This window comes from Planococcus chinensis (assembly GCF_020071995.1).
Classification (GTDB): Bacteria; Bacillota; Bacilli; order Bacillales_A; family Planococcaceae; genus Planococcus; species Planococcus chinensis_A.
Map to the genome: position 1 here is coordinate 80,147 of NZ_JABWTK010000009.1, position 19,459 is coordinate 99,605.

A 19,459-nucleotide genomic window follows, 5' to 3' on the forward strand; every position below is an offset into this window, starting at 1 on the left:
TGCGAATTTCGAAATATATTTTGTAGGAGGATTTACAATGGCAAAAAATGCGGTAGAAATTAAAGACTTAAGCAAACTGGTTTCTGTAACAGATCCACAAATCTCACCGGACGGCTCGAAAGCATTGTTTATCCGAACCCATATTGATGAAGAAGAAAATACATATACAGCGCATCTGCATCACGTGGACTTGGCAAGCGGAAAAGTGACGCAATGGACATACGGCAAAGAACGCGTTTCTTCGCCTGCTTGGTCGGCAGATGGCAAGTATGTCGCGTTTTTATCGACGCGCGACGACAAAAACCAATTGTACGTCATGCCGGCAACAGGCGGCGAAGCACGGGCATTGACGGATTTTGAAAAAGGAGTCAACGGATTCTTCTGGTCGCCGTGCGGTGAAAAAATCTGGTTTAATGCATTGGCCAAAGAAGGCAAAACGTTTACCGACAAAGAAGACGAAAAAGAAAAGAAAAACCCGGAGCCGGTTTTCGTCAGCAAGCTCAAATACAAAATGGATGGCATAGGCTTAGTGCCAATGGATTTCCACCGCCATATCGGTGTGGTTGACCTTAACACGAAAGAAGTGCAGCAGCTTACAGCAGGCAATTATGATTACAACTTGGAAGCCGTATCAAACAAAGGGGACCAACTGGTATACGGCGTCGTGCGCGAAGAGAATGTGGATTTTGTTTTCCGCCAGCCGCTTTACCTGTACGAAGTGGAAACGAAAAAAGAAACGCCGCTGATTGATAAAGAGGGGTATTACGGCGATGCGGCCTTTTCACACGACGATTCGAAAATTGCTTTTGTCGGCAGCACGCGCCAATTTGAGAATGCGTCACATACCGATATTTACGTATACGATGCAGCGCAGCAATCAATCGTCTGCTTGACGGAAGGGCTCGATGCACCGGTCGGCGATTATGTGGTAGCAGATCATCAGCAAGGGGCATCAGCACCGGCTATGGTATGGACACAAGATGACCATCTGTATTTCCAAGTCTCCACAATGGGCGATGTCCGCTTGTATTTTGCTTCGCTTGACGGGGCAATTTACCCGGCTTCTCCCGAAATGGAACATATTTACGGCTATGATGTTTCAAGAGATGGCGTGTTTGCAGTAGCGGCAATCAGCGATCCGGTCAATCCCGGCGAATTGTACAAGGTGACAATTTCCACTGGAGAACGGGAACCATTAACCGAGTTTAATAAAACCTATCTGGAAGAAACGGAATTGATTGAGCCGGTGGCCATTGTCGCAGATGGTGCAAAAGGGTGGACTATCCACGGCTGGCTCATGAAACCGCGCGGCTTTAAAGAGGGCGAGAAGTATCCGCTTGTGGTTAACATTCATGGGGGTCCGCATGCCATGTATGCCAATACGTTCTTCCATGAAATGCAGGTGCTCGCGGCGCGTGGTTTCGGCGTATTGTACGTCAACCCGCGCGGCAGCCACGGCTACAGCCAGGAGTTCGTCGATGCCGTGCGAGGCGATTACGGCGGCGGCGATTATGAAGATATCATGAAATCGCTTGAAGGAATCGTGGAACAGCATAGCTGGATCGATGAAGATCGCCTGGGAGTGACCGGCGGCAGCTACGGCGGCTTTATGACCAACTGGATTGTCGGACATACCGATCGCTTTAAAGCAGCCGTTACGCAGCGTTCAATTTCCAACTGGGTTTCATTTTACGGCGTCTCAGACATCGGCTATTACTTCAGCGATTGGCAAATCGGTGCGGACATGACTGATGTCGAGACCTTATGGCACCATTCGCCGCTGAAATATGCAAAAGACGTAGAGACACCTCTGCTGATTCTTCATTCGGAGAACGATTTCCGCTGCCCGATCGAGCAGTCGGAACAACTATATGTAACGTTGAAGAGCATGGGCAAAGAAACCGAGTTCGTGCGTTTCCCGGAAGCGGACCACAACCTGTCACGCACTGGAAAACCGAACCTGCGCTTTGCCCGCCTTGAGCAAATTGCCGGCTGGATGGAGAAATACCTATAAGGAACAAAAGCTAGAAGACGCCCAACTGCTGTTGGGCGTCTTCTTTATGCAAATAAACTGATATGAAGCAAGGTGCATTAGGCAATGGCGACGAGGATGAGCCAGCTGGCATGAAGGATAAGGATCATGGAGTAGAGGACATTTGCAGATAGCAGCAGATAGCGCCAGTGGCGGGCCCGGATGGCAATGAAAGGCGTTAAAAGCAGACTGAACAGGCATAGCGATAAGAACAGCTTAATTGTTAAAATGACGAATGGCGAAAAGGAGCTCAGTAAAGGATTGCCTTCTGTTATATATCCTAAGCTGAGGCCCAGGAAAGTCAGGATGCCATCCAAGACATTTAAAATGCCAAGCGTCCAAATTGGGGTTTTTAAAGGAGTGCTTTGTTCAAGTGCAGCCATATGTCACCTCCTGCGTATAATTGTTCTGATAAAAACAATAAGGTTCTCTGATTTTTAGACGTTACTAAAAGAGATACCCAATCGACTTAAGTGTTAGACCCTTTAGACTATAAAAATTTCATATTTAGAAAAATTTTATATTAAGTAGTTCATAGAACCTGCTTAATGGAGTTTTAAATGCATAGAAAAAGAAGGAGCGCCTCTGAGAGGCGCTCCTTCTTCGTTTGTTTTGTGACTCGCACTTATTTGCCTTTAAACACAGGTTTCCGTTTTTCGCTGAACGCCATAAGGGCTTCCACCCGATCTTCAGTCGGAATGGTCAGCTCGTAAGCTTTTCGTTCGATATTCAAGCCCGTCTGCAAGTCCGCGTTCATGCCGTTCTTGATGGCAAATTTCGCCTGTTGCAAAGCGATCGGCCCGTTGGCCAGCATCATATCAGCAAATTGGGCGGTAACGTCGACCAGTTCAGCGCGTGGCGCGACTTTGGTAACAAGCCCGTATTCCAAGGCTTCCGCCGGCTTTAAGCGGCGCGCCGTCAGAATCAATTCCATTGCTTTGGATTCTCCAATCAAACGCGGCAGCCGCTGTGTGCCGCCGGCTCCCGGAATGATGGCAAGGCTGGTTTCAGTCAAACCGAGCAGTGTATCGTCTGCAATGATGCGGAAATCACAGGCCAGCGCCAGTTCCATCCCTCCGCCGAAGGCAAAGCCATTCATCATGGCGATCGTCGGCTGCGGCAAATTTTCAATGGTGGTAAACACTTCACCGATTTTAAAGATATTGCGCTTTACATGTTGTTCAGTCAGCGTTTTGCGTTCTTTTAAATCCGCTCCGACGCTAAACGCTTTTTCACCAGCCCCTGTAAAAATCACGACGCGGATATCCGGATTGATGCGGATTGATTCGACCACTTGGCCAAGTTCCGCCAGCATGTCGTAATTGAAAGCATTCATGGAATCCGGCCGGTTTAACGTGACAAATGCCAGATTGCCGTGTTGTTCATAATGAATTGTGTCCATTTCCATCCCCCTTAGTATCGTTCCATCCATTAAAAACATACCATTTTTTGGACTATTCCGCCAACCCGCTCTATAATAAAGCGCAGAGAGGGGATTTCTGTATGAACCGTATCACGTTTATCCGCATTTATCGAATCGTCTATATGGCGATTAAATTTTATACGCAAGCGATGCTTTTTCAGCGCCGGTATCGCGGCAGGTGGAATCCTATGGTTGAGGAGAAGTGGAACCGGCTGGTTACCAAGCAAGCGAAGCAATACAAGACGCTTGCCCTAAAATTGGGCGGCTTGATGATTAAAATGGGACAGTTCTTGTCCACCCGGGCTGATATCATGCCCCCATCATTTCTGGAGGAATTGGAAGGGCTGACCGACCGTGTGCCTTCAGTGGCACGGGAAAAAATCATTTCCGTTCTTGAATCGGAATGGAATTCCCCTTATACCAGCTATTTGTCTGAGTTATCGGCAAGTGCTGTCGCTTCGGCTTCCATCGGAGAAGTATATAAAGGTGTATTGAAAGATGGCACGATTGTAGCGCTGAAAGTCCAGCGGCCGGGAACCGACCGGCTGCTGCGGGCAGATTTTCAGGCAATGCGCATTGTCATTTGGTTTATGAAGACCTTTACGCCGCTTTCAAAGCAAATCAATTTCACGCAATTGTTCCGGGAAATGACCGAGACCATCGGAGCCGAACTGAATTTCCTGCAGGAACTGCAAAGCGGACGATCGTTCGCAGACCGTTTTTCCGAAATGCAAGGCATCCGCTTCCCGGTTTATTTTGATGAAATATCGACCCGCCGTGTACTGGCGATGGAATGGATTGAAGGCGCACGCATAACCGATCTGGCCTTTATTGAAAAAAACGAACTTGACCGCCATGAAATTGCAGAGCGTTTGTTCATCCTGTTTCTTGAGCAGGTCCTCTACGGCGGGCAGTTCCATGCTGATCCGCATGGCGGCAATATGTTGCTGAAACCGGACGGCACGATTGTGCTGATCGATTTTGGCATGACCGGCACCATCACAAAAAAGGATTCTCAGGCGGTGTTGCGGATTGCCGAAGGCATTATCTTCAAAAATTATGATCAAGTGCTTGATGCGCTTGAAGAATTGCGTTTTCTGCTGCCGCAGGCCGACCGCGAGCTGTTGGCAGATACCATCGCCCGCTTAGTTGCCGCTTATGAATCGAACGAATTGATGCAGATGGACAGCTTCGTGGTGGAGCGGCTGTTCAAAGACCTGCAGAATATTGTGCGCACCCAGCCTGTACAGCTTCCGGCTGAGTTTGCTTTCTTTGGCCGGGCAGCCTCCATTTTTGTCGGTGTGCTGAATGTACTGGATCCGGGAATCGACTTGCTGGCGCTGGCACGACCGCGCGTGATCGAATGGGCATCTTCCCAACAGGAAGAAAAGCGTGTGTTTGGCCGCGCGGATGTTCTCCGCTGGGTGTTGAATGCTTCAGGGCCTTTGCGGGTGTTCCCGCAGAAAGTAATCAATTACCTGGAAGAACCGGAACGGATGCGCCATTACCTGGAAAACCGGGACGGCCGCGAGCGGGAGCATCAGCGGAACTTGCAGAGCCGCATGTTCGCAGGTATCTTCACGCTTTTGTCGTTCCTCGGCATTTCAACGGCTGTCTGGTTTTCCCATGAACCGCTTATCTGGGTGTCCGGCATATTTTTTGCAGGCTCCTTATGGACGTATCGTTCAATTAAATAAAATGAAACAAAAAATCTGTGCCTCTGCGGGCACAGATTTTTTTATGCAGGCCTTGCAATTTAGCCATTTCAGAGTAGAATTAAAAATGAGAACAAACGTTCCCTTTTTGAGGAGGTGTAAAACATGCCGTTAATCTCACAAGAGGAAGTTGTCCATTTTGAGAAAGCTATTTATTTGCCAATGGTGCTCATCATCCTCGAACGCGATCGGTCTTTATTCGAAAAAGGAACTTTTAAGTTGAAGCGGCCATACATTGAACTGGTGGACAATGCAATCAAGCTTGTCCAAAAAGAGCTGCAGGAAACGAAGATCCATATGCGCAAGCACCACATGAAAATGATCAGGGGAATAGGGGATGATACATTTACCGAATACGTTTTTTACCATGGAGGCTACGAGGACCACCGGCGCTATTTGAACTTGCGCCTGCGCAACCGGGTGGAAGAATTGCTGCGCGTGTATTTGGCAATGAGCAACCGGCAAATCTGATGGGGGAAGTGAGCTTGCAAAGAAGCAGGCGCAAAAAAGAAGCCGATTGAGTGCCTCGGCTTCTGTCTGTTTCTTTGCCGTTTCAACTGGAAAACTTAATCGAGAGGATGTTGTCTTCTAGGGGGATATCGGCGCTTTGTCAAATAGACCATTTGGTGTTGATGAACTTGCTGTGCATTTTTAAAATAACGGCGCAACGATCCAGCAAAAGAATGCTGATTTCTTAAAGCGATCGGAGATACATCGAGAGGGACGGTTACGCCATTGCTTAAATACACAATGCTGCCTTTTCCGCTGTCATCACTTTCCACCAATTCGACGGCGTCAAAATTGAGCCACACTGATTCTTTGTTTTTCGGAGAATGCGTAGGGAAGAAGAGAAGCGGATTGCCATAATACTCCCCGATAATAATGGGCGGCTTGTGTTTGACGCGGACTGCTTTTTGGGAATAGAGAGTGGCGCTCTCCAGTGAACCTCTGTAAAAACTGCATGAAGAACTGACTGTTTTGTAAACGGACTCTTCTACGACAAATTCACTTCGATCTTCAATAACACGTGTCCAGCTCCGATGGCCGTCTATATACGGCAAAAGTGCGTACGTATTGCTGCACACCGTATAAGAAGAGGGCTGGTGATTCTTTTTACCCATTATACTATACCCCCCAAATTTACTATACATATAATATTGTAACAATAAATGGAAGATTATCAATCGTTTTTATTTTAAAAATAAAATCTTTTCTATTTCATTAGAATTTTCAAAAAACAATTGATTGTTGATAGCTTTATCATGTATACTAATGAAAAGCATTCGGGGTGATGAAGAATGGAAAACTATTATTCTTATGCTGACTTCATGAAAGCGATGGCTCAAACGAAGAAAATCACTGAAGCGGAAAAACTGCTGAACGATATTTATCTGGATCTATTCTTAAAGCATGTACACCGCTCACAGCAGGAAGAACAGCTCATGACGCTTATCGACCAAGCCCTGGACAACAACGACCGTGAAGCATTTGCTACTTATTCAGCCCAATTGCAGGCTTTGAAGTGTGAAGATGAATAAATGTCAAAACCGCCCTTAACGGGCGGTTTTTTTATTTTGCCTCCAAAAAGATATGGAAAAAACATACGTTCGCTTTTTGTTAGGGGATTTTTAGGGCATATGATAAAATAGGGACAGCGAAACAAACGGGAGGACGTTAAGATGAAACAGGAATTTAAACTCCAGGCACCATATGAACCGGCAGGAGATCAGCCTGCAGCCATAGCAGAACTTACGCAAGGCATCATTAATGGCAAGCGCTGCCAGACTTTGCTCGGTGCAACAGGTACAGGGAAAACTTACACCATGTCGAATGTTATTCAGCAAGTGAAAAAACCGACGCTCGTCATGGCACACAACAAAACATTGGCAGGGCAGCTTTACAGCGAATTCAAGGAATTCTTTCCGGACAACGCAGTTGAATACTTCGTCAGTTACTACGATTACTATCAGCCGGAAGCTTATGTGCCCCAATCCGATACGTATATAGAAAAAGACGCGAGCATCAACGATGAAATTGACAAACTTCGCCACTCGGCGACAAGTTCGTTGTTTGAACGGGACGATGTCATCGTTATTGCTTCCGTGTCCTGCATTTACGGCCTCGGTTCTCCGAAAGAGTACCGGGAGCTTGTCGTTTCTCTCCGAAAAGGAATGGAAATCGAACGCAATCAGCTGCTGCGGAAATTGGTCGATGTCCAGTATGAGCGAAACGACATCAATTTTATCCGCGGAACTTTCCGTGTGCGCGGGGATGTAGTGGAAATTTTCCCGGCGTCGCGTGATGAACGCTGTTTGCGCGTTGAATTTTTCGGAGATGAAATCGATCGGATCCGTGAAGTGGATGCATTGACCGGTGAAATTATCGGTGAGCGGGAACATGTCGCCATCTTCCCGGCATCCCACTTCGTTACCCGGGAAGAAAAAATGGTGAAAGCCATTGAAAATATCGAAGCGGAACTGGAAGAACGCTTGAAAGAAATGCGTGCAGAAGACAAACTGCTTGAAGCGCAGCGTCTTGAACAGCGCACACGCTACGATTTGGAAATGATGCGGGAAATGGGCTTTTGCTCAGGCATTGAAAACTATTCCCGCCACTTGACCTTGCGCCCTCCAGGCGCGCAGCCTTACACACTCATCGATTACTTCCCGGAAGATTTCCTGCTGGTAGTTGATGAAAGCCACGTGACGCTGCCGCAGGTCCGCGGGATGTTCAATGGTGACCAGGCACGCAAAAAAGTGTTGGTTGACCACGGTTTCCGCCTGCCTTCAGCAATGGACAACCGGCCATTGACATTCGATGAATTCGAAAAGCACATCCATCAGGCCGTTTTTGTCTCCGCAACACCGGGGCCATACGAATTGGAACATACACCGGAAATGGTGGAACAAATCATTCGGCCGACAGGGCTATTGGACCCGACCATTGAAGTGCGTCCGATCGAAGGGCAGATCGATGACTTAATGGACGAAATCCGCCAGCGCACCGAAAGAAACGAACGTGTGCTCGTAACAACATTGACGAAAAAAATGTCAGAAGATTTGACGGCGTATTTGAAAGAAGCCGGGATCAAAGTCAATTACCTGCATTCAGAGATCAAAACACTGGAGCGGATTGAAATCATCCGTGAATTGCGGATGGGTGTTTACGATGTGCTTGTCGGCATCAACTTGCTTCGGGAAGGGCTGGACATTCCGGAAGTTTCTCTTGTCACCATCCTTGATGCCGATAAGGAAGGATTCTTGCGGTCAGAGCGCTCGCTTATCCAGACTATGGGGCGTGCGGCGCGGAATGCCAACGGGCATGTTATCATGTATGCCGATAAAATGACCGATTCGATGCAAAAGGCGATTGATGAAACGACCCGCCGGCGCACCATACAGGCCGCTTATAATGAAAAACATGGCATTACGCCAATTACGATAGAAAAGAAAATCCGGGACGTCATCCGGGCTACAGTTGCAGCAGAAGAGACGGAAGAATACGTTTCAAAAGCGGCAGCCGGCAAGAAGCTCAAAAAAGAAGACCGCGTGAAATTGATTACTTTATTGGAAAAAGAAATGAAAGAAGCAGCCAAAGCGCTCGATTTCGAACGGGCAGCCGAACTGCGCGATACAGTGCTGGAATTGAAAGCGGAAGGGTGATAAAGCTTGAAAAATCAGGAAATACGAATCCAAGGCGCACGTGCGCATAATTTAAAAAACATTGATGTCGTCATCCCGCGGGATCAGCTCGTGGTTATGACGGGCCTTTCCGGTTCAGGGAAATCTTCTTTGGCATTTGATACGATTTACGCGGAAGGGCAGCGAAGATATGTGGAGTCGCTGTCTTCGTATGCCCGCCAGTTTTTGGGGCAAATGGACAAGCCGGATGTCGACTCGATTGAAGGTTTGTCTCCGGCAATCTCCATCGACCAGAAGACAACAAGTAAAAACCCGCGTTCGACAGTAGCTACAGTAACCGAAATTTATGACTATATGCGTTTGATGTATGCGCGAATCGGCAAGCCAATCTGCCCGAATCACGGCATTGAAATTTCATCCCAGACCATTGAACAGATGGTGGACCGCTTGCTGGAATATCCGGAACGGACCAAAATGCAGATTTTAGCGCCGATTGTTTCGGGTAGAAAAGGCACACATGCAAAATTGCTGGAAGACATTAAAAAACAGGGGTATGTCCGTGTGCGGGTCAATGGCGATTTAGTTGACCTGGATGATGACATCAATTTGGATAAAAACAAAAAACATTCAATCGAAGTGGTCATTGACCGCGTCATTATGAAAGAAGGCATTGCCACCCGTCTAAGCGATTCCTTGGAATCCGCGCTGCGCATTGCAGATGGCCGGGTATTGGTCGATGTCATGGAACAGGAAGAGCTGCTGTTCAGCGAGCACCATGCCTGCCCGATTTGCGGATTTTCCATCGGTGAATTGGAGCCGCGCATGTTCTCGTTCAACTCGCCGTTCGGCGCCTGCCCTGAGTGCGACGGGCTTGGCCATAAACTGGAAGTGGACCCGGATCTTGTGATTCCGGATTGGAATGTGTCACTTGAAAACGATGCCCTTGCTCCGTGGAAACCGACAAGCTCGCAATATTATCCGCAGATGCTGAAAGCCGTCTGCAACCATTACAAAATTGACATGACGGTGCCGGTCAGCGAATTGCCGGAAGAACATATTCAGATTTTGCTTCACGGCTCCGGCAATGACAAAATCCGTTTCCGCTACGAAAACGACTACGGACAAATCCGCGACAACCATATTCATTTTGAAGGCGTCATGACGAATGTCGATCGCCGCTTCCGGGAAACCTCTTCCGATTGGACCCGCGAGCAAATGGAAAAATACATGGGCGAACAGCCTTGCCCTGCCTGCAAGGGCCATCGTTTAAAACCGGAATCACTTGCAGTGAAAGTGAACGATCTGCATATTGGGCTGGTTTCGGAGTTTTCAATTGTCGAAGCGGATGAGTTTTTCGAGAATCTGGTATTGTCGGAAAAAGATGCGCAAATTGCAAGTGCCATCGTCCGTGAAATCCGTGAACGGGTCAGTTTCCTGATCAACGTCGGACTCGATTATTTAACCTTAAACCGGGCTTCCGGTACATTATCGGGCGGTGAAGCGCAGCGGATTCGCCTGGCAACACAAATCGGCTCACGCCTGACGGGCGTCTTATACATTCTGGATGAGCCTTCCATCGGGCTGCATCAACGGGATAACGACCGGTTGATCGGTGCACTGAAGGACATGCGCGATTTGGGCAATACCTTGATTGTTGTAGAACACGATGAAGATACGATGCTGGCAGCCGATTATTTAATTGATATCGGTCCAGGAGCCGGTGTCCATGGCGGTGAAATCATTGCGGCCGGGACTCCCGATAAAGTGATGAAAAACAAAAAGTCCTTAACGGGCCAATATTTGAACGGAACAAAATTCATTCCGCTGCCTGCAGAGCGCAGACAGTCGGACGGACGGGCCATTTCCATCCGCGGCGCAAACGAAAACAATTTGAAAAAAGTAAGCGTGGATATTCCACTCGGCATGTTCGTGGCTGTCACGGGCGTATCCGGTTCCGGAAAAAGTACATTGATCAATGAAATCCTGTACAAATCGCTTGCCAGCAAATTGAACCGCGCCCGCATAAAACCAGGCAAGCACGATTCGATTGAAGGCATCGACGAACTTGAAAAAGTGATTGATATTGACCAATCTCCGATCGGCCGTACGCCGCGCTCCAATCCGGCCACGTATACAGGTGTATTCGACGATATCCGCGACGTCTACGCATCCACGAACGAAGCGAAAGTGCGCGGCTATAAAAAAGGGCGTTTCAGTTTCAACGTCAAGGGCGGACGCTGTGAAGCGTGCCGCGGAGATGGTATTATAAAAATAGAAATGCACTTCCTGCCGGATGTCTACGTTCCATGCGAAGTCTGCCATGGCAAACGCTATAACCGGGAAACCCTGGAAGTGAAGTACAAAGACAAGAGCATTTCAGATGTGTTGGAAATGACTGCCGAAGCCGCTTCCCAGTTTTTCGAGAACCACCCGAAAATCCATCGCAAATTGAAAACCATTGTGGATGTGGGATTAGGCTATGTCACATTGGGGCAGCCAGCCACAACTTTATCTGGGGGTGAAGCGCAACGGGTGAAACTAGCTTCCGAATTGCATAAACGCTCGAACGGCAAATCCTTCTATATATTGGATGAACCGACAACCGGGCTGCATGCGGATGATATTTCGCGTTTGCTTCTCGTGCTTCAGCGCCTGGTGGATAACGGCGATACCGTATTGACCATCGAGCATAATCTGGATGTCATTAAGACGGCGGATTATATCATCGACCTTGGGCCAGAAGGCGGAGACCAAGGCGGCACCATTCTTGCTACCGGCACTCCGGAAGACATTGCCAATGTCAAAGATTCCTATACCGGAAAATACCTGGGCCCAATTTTGGAACGGGACCGCGCCCGTATGGGAGCACAAGTCAAGAAAGCGACACGCAAGAAAAAAGTAGCGAAATGAAACCTTTTGCATCACTACACGTATGATTAAGAAGAACATTCAGTTGAGTTCTTGCTTAGCAGGGCAGCTGCTGCGGTTTTTTAAAAAGAAAACCCATCGGTTGCCCGGCTAGTCATCTAACCGACGAAGAGGAGGCCGCAATACATGCAAAGTGAAAAAGAACGCATTTTGGACATGGTGGAAAATGGCACCATTACGGCAAGAGAAGCAGTAGAGCTACTGAAAGCGATAGACGGTGGAGGAGACCGGGACCAGTCATCCCGCAACTACAGCCGGGACGATTACCGCGAAAAGCGCGGCAGACGCGGCTTGTTTAGACCGGAAGACATGGTGAAGAAATTCTCGAAAGATTTATCCCGTGATTTTTCAAAGGATTTCTCGAAAAACCTTTCAAAAGATTTTAACCAGTTGAGCGACCGCATGATGCAGTTTATGCAAAGCTCAGTCGGCAAACTTAAAACGATGGAATTCGATTCTCCGTTCGGAGAAGCTTTCCAATTTACGCATACATTCAGACAGGAAAACGTGGACATCCGCAACATCATTACAGACATTGCAAATGGCCAACTTGAAATTTTCCCGTCGCAGGATGATACCATCCGTGCGGAATGCAGCGTAAAAGCATATCGTGCTGAGTCCGAAGAACAGGCGAAAGAAGATTTCCTGGATAAGTTTGTCTTCATTGCCGATGACCAGAAACTACGCATCATCAGCGATTTGAAAACAACTCAAGTAAATGTCTTGCTGTATGTGCCATCAAAAACATATGACCACATCACAGCGCGTTTATTCAATGGCGGATTTTCCATGAAGCGCATCAACACAGCATTGATCAAAGTCAAAACGGCAAATGGCAAAATTGACTTGAAAAACATCGAATTTGATGATGCCGAATTGGAAACAGCTAACGGCGCAATCCAAGTGCAGGAAGTTCAAGGGAAAGTCATGGAAACAGAAACTTTGAACGGCCGCATCTACATTGACGGCGACATCCAGACAACGGAAGCAAAATCGTTGAACGGCAATGTAGTTGTAACAACCCGCTCTACAGAAGCACGCAAAGTGGAAGCCAAAACATTGGCGGGCAATGTGGAAATCTACATTCCGTCCCATCTTCCATTAAGAGGGGAAGTTTCTTCCAACCTCGGCAAAATGGATGTGCTGCTTTCTGATGTTGAGCACACACATGAACAAGGCCAGTTTATGCAAAAGTCTATCCGTTTTTCAAAAGAAAGCGGAGAAGCGGTCGCAGCACCTCTTCTTGTATACGGAGAAACGAAAACAGGCACCGTACTTGTGCGTTATTTGACAGTTGAATAATTAAAAATGGAACCGGCATATGCGTATGCCGGTTTTTTCTATTCTTGAGCTCATTGGAAAGATAGGGTACTGTTTAAATAGGCCGATAATTTCGTCAATGGCTATAAGTGGAAGTGAATAAGGAGGATGACACGTGGCAGATTCAACGATTTCAACTCGGATTGCAGAAGCTTTCCAACAGTTAACTGAACAGAAAGCAGTAAAAAAAGGGCTTTCGTTCATTGAGCAAGATCATGCACAAACCGTGGCAGAACAAATTGCATTAACCGAAATTCCGGCGCCGCCGTTTAAAGAACAGCAGCGGGCGGAAGATTTTATGCGGAGATTGCAGGAGCTAGGGCTTGAAGAAGTCCAAATGGACCCGGAAGGCAATGTATTCGGATTGCGCAGAGGAACAGGCAAAGGTCCAACAATCTTTGTGTCTGCCCATTTGGATACGGTTTTCCCGGAAGGCACAGATACAACAGTGCATCAAAAAGACGGTATTATGTACGCTCCGGGAATCGGCGATGATACAAGGGGCTTGGCAGAGTTGCTGGCGGTAGTGCGTGCGCTGAACGAATCGGGTATCCAGACAAGTGGAGATATTCTGTTCGGGGGGACGGTTGGCGAAGAAGGCGCTGGTGATTTGCGCGGCGTGAAAGCTTTTTTTAATGGACGTTCCGACATCGATGCTTTTGTATCGATGGACGGCGAAGGCTATGACCACATCACATATCTGGCAACAGGCAGTTTCCGCTATACCATTACATATAAAGGTCCAGGCGGCCACAGTTTCGGCGCATTTGGAACCCCGAGTGCGACGCATGCGCTTGGGCGGGCGATTGCAGCAATTGCCGACCTTGAAACACCTTCGCAGCCAAAAACGACGTTTTCCATCGGACAGGTATCAGGCGGCACGTCCGTGAACGCGATTGCCCAGGAAGCGAGCATGGCAGTTGACTTACGTTCCAATGACAAAGAAGAATTAGCAAAATTGGAAAGCCGATTTTTGGAAATTGTCAAAAAAGCCAAAGACGACGAAAACCGCCGTTGGGGCGATGACCGCTTGGAAGTGGAAATCAATCGCTTCGGCAACCGGGCGCCGGCAAGCCAGCCGGCAGATGCACCCATTGTACAAATTGCCTGTGCTGCAGTGAAATCAATTGGCGGCCAGCCAAAACTTGGGGAGCCGAGCAGCACGGATTCCAATTACCCGATGAGCTTGGGCATTCCAGCCGTTACCATCGGGCTTGGCGGGGACTTCGGCGGAGCCCATACACTGGAAGAATGGCACAATCCGAAAAACGGCCATCTTGGAATCCAAAAAAGCTTTATGACCGTATTGGGTTTGGCAGGAGTAGAGGGGGTTTGCGAAGGACTCCTTAAAGAATAATTAAAAAAGGAAGCGGAATAATTCCCGCTTCCTTTTTTAATTGTGTTCACGATATAAGGACTGAAGGAAATCAATCGATTCGGTGATCAATTCTTTAAGAACTTCGGTATCGATGTCTTCCAGTTTGTTGATGTAGACGCATGATTTTCCGCTGGTGTGTTTGCCGAATTTGGCAAGCAGTTGTTCGCGGTCCAGGTCGCCGGTGGCAAAATACAAGCTGGTTTTCACTTTGCGCGGGGAAAAGCCGACAAGCGGGGCATCTCCTTCATGGCCGGATTCGTAGACGTAATGATACGAACCGAAGCCGATGATGCTCGGCCCCCACATTTTCGGCGGAAAGCCGCTGGTTTCTTCGAAAATCTTAAGCAAGCGGTAAGCATCCTGTTTTTTCTTTGGGTTTTCCACAGTGTCTTCGATAAACTGGATGACATCAGAATCGGTTTCTTTCGTCTTAGGTTCGTACATACGGAATCCCTCTCTTCGATTGGAGTTTAAAGGCAATGCATCGCGGCTTCTGCTTCGTTCCACGGAACTTTATAGCCTTGGCCTTTTGCGCAAAAAATGGAAGTGGACGAGTACTCCGGATCGGCTTCTTTATTGTAGGCGATTTTCCGGATCACTTCATCTTCATTATGGCAGAAGTCATAGCCGCCGAACAGCAGGGAAAGAGAGCCTTTGCCGTGGGTGAAGGATGCGAACTCGGTGCTGTACTCCATAAAAGTAGCAACTGGAACCGTCCCTTGAATCAACGCGCGGTCTCCTGAAAGCTCGGGGGTTTCAAACTGGCCATGGGCCTGCTGGATGTCAGATAACACTTTTCCCATATGGTCCATGTCGATATTGAATTTAAACCGATAAACCGGCTCAAGCAGACGGTTCCTGGCTTTTTCAAGCCCTTGCCGGAGCGCCCGGTAAGCGGCTTCGCGGAAGTCGCCGCCGGACGTATGCTGATTATGTCCCCGGCCCGTCAATAAAGTGATTTTCACATCGGTCAATGCAGAACCCGTAAGCAGGCCATGATGGTCGCGTTCTTCCAGGTGGTGCAGCACAAGGTTCTGATTGCCGCTCGACAATGCATCCGCATGGCAGGCATTCGCCAGGGTGATGCCGCTTCCGCGCGGGGCCGCTTCGATTTGGAGATGCACTTCCGCATAATGGCGGAGCGGTTCGAAATGGCCGTAGCCGGTGACTGCATCTTCGATGGTTTCTTTGTACAGAATTTCCGGAGCACCAAACGAAACAACAAAGCCGAAGCGGTCTTTGACGATTTGCTGCAGCACTTCCAGTTGGATGACTCCCATGACGTGAATATGGATTTCCTGGAAATGTTCGTCCCAGACGACGCGCAAGGAAGGATCTTCCGCATCCAGCAGCATGAATGTTTTCAATACTTCTTTGGCATTGGCTGCTGCATCAAATAACACTTTCGATTTTAATGTAGGCACCATGGAGAATGAAGCGCGGGAGGATGCCTGGCCCAGTCCGTCGCCAATACGAGCATCCGATAACCCTGCGACAGCTACGAGTTCGCCGGCTTCCGCTTTTTCAACCGCCTGGAACTTCGTACCGCTATAAGAGCGCAGCTGCGTAGCTTTTTCCGTTAGGTGATGTTCGGCATGGCCGTATGAGATTTCGTCCCGCACCCGCAGTTCACCGCTTAAAACTTTGATAAATGTGAGGCGATTGCCGTTGGGCTCATGGCGGATTTTGTACACTTGTGCCGAAAAGCTTTGTTCATTTGAATAACGGGTTTCCGTTAGTTGATCGATTTGCTCAAGAAATTCCGCTACGCCAGTATCTTTTAAAGCGGAACCGCTGGCACAGGCGAAAATCTGGCGTTCCTGAATCATTTCCTTTAATGCCTGAAGCCATCGTTCCGGATCATAGCCGCTTTCCATGTAATGGTCCAGCAGGGCTTCACTGCGCTCGGCAATAAATTCAACCAGTTCTTCGTTCATCCGGCCGTTGTCTAAAGCATGCGTCAAGTCGATGGCATCCGGGGTCAGGCTGCTGCGGATTTCGGCGATGGTGCGTTCGGCGTCTGCGCCTTCGCGGTCAACTTTATTGAGGAAAAAGAACACGGGCACTTTGTGTTTTTTTAATAATTGCCAAACCGTCTCCGTATGGCCTTCAATGCCGTCAACCGCACTGACAATCAGGATGGCAAAGTCCATGACTTGGATGGCGCGTTCCATTTCAGCTGAAAAGTCGACATGCCCCGGTGTATCGATCAAATAATAGGTTGAGCCGTTGTAGGAAAACTTTGCCTGGTCGGCGAAAATCGTGATGCCTCTGTTTTTTTCGATTTCATGGCTATCGAGAAAAGCGTCTTGGTGATCAACGCGCCCCCGCTGCCGGATGCTTTTGGTATGGTACAGTAATTGTTCCGAAAACGTCGTTTTTCCTGCATCCACATGGGCAAGAATGCCGATTGTCTTATTCATGGTCCACCTCTTCATTAAACTTCCTATGGAAACAGTGTAGCAGAACTTACGGCGTTCGAAACAAAGAAAAAGAACCCGTGAAAGCCAAATCGGCTTTACGGATTCTTTTCGGTTTGTTAGAAAAGGGCGCAGCTGATTCCGAATGCAATGGCGCCGGCGCAGCGTTTCCGGTAAGCATCCAGTTTCAATAGTTCGGCTTCTTCCCGGTTTGTCATAAAACCGCATTCAATCAGCACAGCAGGCATCATTGTGTCCCGCAGAACAGCATAATCGGCTCGTTTCACTCCGCGGTCTTTCCGGTGAGTGGACATCACAAGTGCGCGCTGGATGCAGCCGGCAAACTTAACGGCAGAAGTGCTTGGCTTGGTGAAAGTGAAGGTTTCAATGCCGCTTGTTTCATTAAAAAAAGAGCCGAACGCATTGGCGTGAATGGAGACAAATAAATCCGCTCTTAAGCGGTTGGCAAGGGCGGTCCGTTCGTGCAGCGGAACATCCTGATCCGGCTGGTGGCTGAAAAAGACGGTATGGCCATCCAGCATCAGCCGCTTTTTCACTTCATCCGCGACCGCAGAGGTAAAGTGGAATTCCCGGATGCGACCGTCCGGTGAACGCTTGCCAGGAGTATGAGGACCATGGCCTGCATCAATCATTATTTTCATTGTCAATTTCCCCCTTTACTGCCTATATAGATGGAAGCAGAAAGAAAGGAGACAGGAAAAACTTCAAAACCAGGTGTTCCGTGTTAAAATAGGAGCAAACCGTCAGAATGATGAAAGAACTTTGCAAAAAGTTCACAGCATTTTGAATGTAAAAGGAATGAGGGGAACCATGGGACAAGTTACAGTAAAGCAAGTAATGGATATGTTTGATTTGGATTTGATCAGCGGTGAAGAAGGACTGGGACGCCGTATTCCCATCAGTGATATTTCTCGTCCGGGACTTGAAATGGCAGGGTATTTTACGCATTATCCGGCAAACCGGATTCAAATGCTCGGCAAAACCGAGCTGTCGTTTTTTGCCCTGTTGGAAGCGCAGGAACGGACAGAACGGATGTTGAAACTTTGTACGGATGACACGCCGGCCATTATTGTGGCGCACGGCATGGACGTGCCAAGTGAATTGGTGGCTGCGTCCGGCCGCAAGCATGTGCCGGTACTTCGCACGAAGATGCCGACAACCCGCTTCTCGAGTTTGCTGACCAATTACCTGGAAAGCCAGTTGGCGCCAACGACAGCGGTACATGGCGTACTAGTCGATATTTACGGCGTAGGCGTATTGATCACAGGCAAAAGCGGCGTCGGTAAAAGTGAAACGGCACTGGAACTGGTGAAAAAAGGCCATCGCCTCGTAGCGGATGATTGTGTGGAAATTCATCAAGAAGGCGAGAACACGCTGGTCGGCCATCCGCCGAAACTGATCGAGCACTTGCTCGAAATTCGCGGAGTCGGCATCATCGATATCATGACCTTGTTTGGTGCGAGTGCTGTCCGGACATTCAAGCGGATTTCACTTGTCATCGATCTGGAAATCTGGGATCAGGACAAAACCTATGACCGCCTTGGTTTGGAAGAAGAGAAAATGCGGATCATCGATACCGATCTAACAAAGCTGACGATTCCTGTTCGCCCTGGGCGAAACTTAGCCGTTATTATTGAAGTGGCTGCGATGAATTACCGCTTGAAACGCATGGGCGTCAACGCAGCAGAAGAATTTTCAAAACGGCTCGATGAAGTAATCGCTCAAGATACAAACTAAGGGAATAGGAAGGTGTACGGCATGTATTCGATTCTTGCTTCAATTGATCCGATCGCTTTTTCGCTCGGACCGATCGATGTCCGCTGGTACGGCGTCATTATTGCCGTCGGCATCATCATCGCATTTTTAGTGGGCCAGCGTGAAATGGTCAAGCGGGGTCTTCATCCCGACTTTTTAACGGATCTGTTGATTTGGGCGGTGCCCCTTGCCATCGTAGGGGCCCGCATTTATTATGTAATTTTCCAGTGGGAGCATTATAAAGACAATCCTGCTGAAATCATTGCCATCTGGAACGGCGGTATTGCCATCCACGGCGCGTTGATCGCTTCGGTGATTGTGGCGTATCTGTTTACGAAAAGCCGCAATACACCGTTCTTGAAAGTTGCGGATATTCTGGCGCCCAGCATTTTGATCGGCCAGGCTGTCGGCCGCTGGGGAAATTTCATTAACCAGGAAGCGCACGGAGGTGAAGTAAGCCGGACGTTTTTGGAGAATTTGTTTATACCGGATTGGATCATCAATCAAATGTACATAGACGGCGTGTATTACCATCCGACGTTTTTATATGAATCGATGTGGAGCCTTGTCGGCATCATCATTTTGCTGCTGCTGCGCCGGGTCAACCTGGTACGGGGCGAATTGTTCTTTTTCTACGTCATCTGGTATTCTGTCGGGCGTTTCTTCATTGAAGGCATGCGGACAGACAGCTTGTATGTCATCGGGGAACTGCGGGCAGCCCAGGTAGTATCCGTAGTAGCAATCGTGATTGCCATCGTTTTTGTTGTGTATCGCCGCGTTAAATTAAAAAATCCGCCTCATTACTTGGATAAATAGAAAGAAGGAA

16 protein-coding genes are annotated in these 19,459 nt (G+C 48.4%); 10 read left to right on the forward strand and 6 right to left on the reverse strand.

Features of this window, described 5'->3' with window-relative positions:
* Nucleotides 1-37 precede the first annotated feature (37 nt).
* Nucleotides 38-2,014 carry a S9 family peptidase gene (locus HU147_RS14855; RefSeq protein WP_224076957.1) on the forward strand — a complete coding sequence of 659 codons (1,977 nt, stop codon included), beginning with the start codon at nucleotides 38-40 and terminating at the stop codon, nucleotides 2,012-2,014.
* A gap of 77 nt (nucleotides 2,015-2,091) precedes the next feature.
* On the opposite strand, the gene HU147_RS14860 is transcribed toward HU147_RS14855, so the two are convergent.
* A complete protein-coding gene (locus HU147_RS14860; RefSeq protein WP_224076958.1) occupies nucleotides 2,092-2,415 on the reverse strand; it encodes a DUF5658 family protein in 324 nt (107 codons plus the stop codon).
* A gap of 242 nt (nucleotides 2,416-2,657) precedes the next feature.
* Nucleotides 2,658-3,434 (reverse strand): enoyl-CoA hydratase-related protein, encoded by a 777-nt coding sequence (locus HU147_RS14865; protein ID WP_224076959.1) that lies wholly within the window; start codon nucleotides 3,432-3,434, stop codon nucleotides 2,658-2,660.
* Between the two features lie 101 nt (nucleotides 3,435-3,535).
* Between HU147_RS14865 and HU147_RS14870 the strand changes: the two genes are divergently transcribed.
* Nucleotides 3,536-5,152, forward strand: coding sequence for an ABC1 kinase family protein (locus HU147_RS14870; protein WP_224076960.1), 1,617 nt, complete (start codon nucleotides 3,536-3,538; stop codon nucleotides 5,150-5,152).
* Nucleotides 5,153-5,275: 123 nt separating this feature from the next.
* Nucleotides 5,276-5,641, forward strand: a complete 366-nt coding sequence (locus HU147_RS14875; RefSeq protein WP_036808084.1) for a hypothetical protein — start codon at nucleotides 5,276-5,278, stop codon at nucleotides 5,639-5,641.
* Between the two features lie 95 nt (nucleotides 5,642-5,736).
* Here HU147_RS14875 and HU147_RS14880 read toward each other — a convergent pair whose 3' ends face one another.
* Complete coding sequence (locus HU147_RS14880; RefSeq protein ID WP_224076961.1) at nucleotides 5,737-6,291, reverse strand: competence protein ComK; 555 nt, start codon at nucleotides 6,289-6,291, stop codon at nucleotides 5,737-5,739.
* A 177-nt stretch (nucleotides 6,292-6,468) separates the two neighbouring features.
* Between HU147_RS14880 and HU147_RS14885 the strand changes: the two genes are divergently transcribed.
* From HU147_RS14885 to HU147_RS14905, 5 genes are all read left to right on the forward strand, one after another.
* Entirely contained in the window at nucleotides 6,469-6,708 is a 240-nt protein-coding gene (locus HU147_RS14885) for an IDEAL domain-containing protein (protein ID WP_036808089.1), read from the forward strand.
* A 141-nt stretch (nucleotides 6,709-6,849) separates the two neighbouring features.
* Nucleotides 6,850-8,832, forward strand: coding sequence for an excinuclease ABC subunit UvrB (uvrB, locus tag HU147_RS14890; protein WP_224076962.1), 1,983 nt, complete (start codon nucleotides 6,850-6,852; stop codon nucleotides 8,830-8,832).
* 6 nt (nucleotides 8,833-8,838) lie between these two features.
* Complete coding sequence (uvrA, locus tag HU147_RS14895) at nucleotides 8,839-11,721, forward strand: excinuclease ABC subunit UvrA (protein WP_224076963.1); 2,883 nt, start codon at nucleotides 8,839-8,841, stop codon at nucleotides 11,719-11,721.
* 144 nt (nucleotides 11,722-11,865) lie between these two features.
* Nucleotides 11,866-13,041, forward strand: a complete 1,176-nt coding sequence (locus HU147_RS14900) for a DUF4097 family beta strand repeat-containing protein (protein WP_224076964.1) — start codon at nucleotides 11,866-11,868, stop codon at nucleotides 13,039-13,041.
* Between the two features lie 133 nt (nucleotides 13,042-13,174).
* Nucleotides 13,175-14,416 (forward strand): M20/M25/M40 family metallo-hydrolase, encoded by a 1,242-nt coding sequence (locus tag HU147_RS14905; protein WP_224076965.1) that lies wholly within the window; start codon nucleotides 13,175-13,177, stop codon nucleotides 14,414-14,416.
* Between the two features lie 36 nt (nucleotides 14,417-14,452).
* Here HU147_RS14905 and HU147_RS14910 read toward each other — a convergent pair whose 3' ends face one another.
* The 3 genes from HU147_RS14910 to HU147_RS14920 form a co-directional block, all read right to left on the reverse strand.
* The gene (locus HU147_RS14910; RefSeq protein ID WP_224076966.1) at nucleotides 14,453-14,881 is read right to left on the reverse strand and encodes a DUF1801 domain-containing protein; all 429 of its coding nucleotides are present in this window, start codon (nucleotides 14,879-14,881) and stop codon (nucleotides 14,453-14,455) included.
* A 26-nt stretch (nucleotides 14,882-14,907) separates the two neighbouring features.
* Complete coding sequence (locus tag HU147_RS14915) at nucleotides 14,908-16,860, reverse strand: GTP-binding protein (RefSeq protein ID WP_224076967.1); 1,953 nt, start codon at nucleotides 16,858-16,860, stop codon at nucleotides 14,908-14,910.
* A 116-nt stretch (nucleotides 16,861-16,976) separates the two neighbouring features.
* Nucleotides 16,977-17,519: an N-acetylmuramoyl-L-alanine amidase family protein gene (locus HU147_RS14920; RefSeq protein WP_224076968.1), complete on the reverse strand. Its 543-nt coding sequence runs from the start codon at nucleotides 17,517-17,519 to the stop codon at nucleotides 16,977-16,979.
* Between the two features lie 169 nt (nucleotides 17,520-17,688).
* Here HU147_RS14920 and hprK point away from each other — a divergent pair, with 169 nt between their 5' ends.
* Nucleotides 17,689-18,615, forward strand: a complete 927-nt coding sequence (gene hprK / locus HU147_RS14925) for an HPr(Ser) kinase/phosphatase (protein ID WP_224076969.1) — start codon at nucleotides 17,689-17,691, stop codon at nucleotides 18,613-18,615.
* Between the two features lie 21 nt (nucleotides 18,616-18,636).
* On the forward strand, nucleotides 18,637-19,449 hold the full coding sequence (gene lgt / locus HU147_RS14930; RefSeq protein ID WP_224076970.1) for a prolipoprotein diacylglyceryl transferase: 813 nt from the start codon (nucleotides 18,637-18,639) through the stop codon (nucleotides 19,447-19,449).
* Nucleotides 19,450-19,459: the final 10 nt, after the last annotated feature.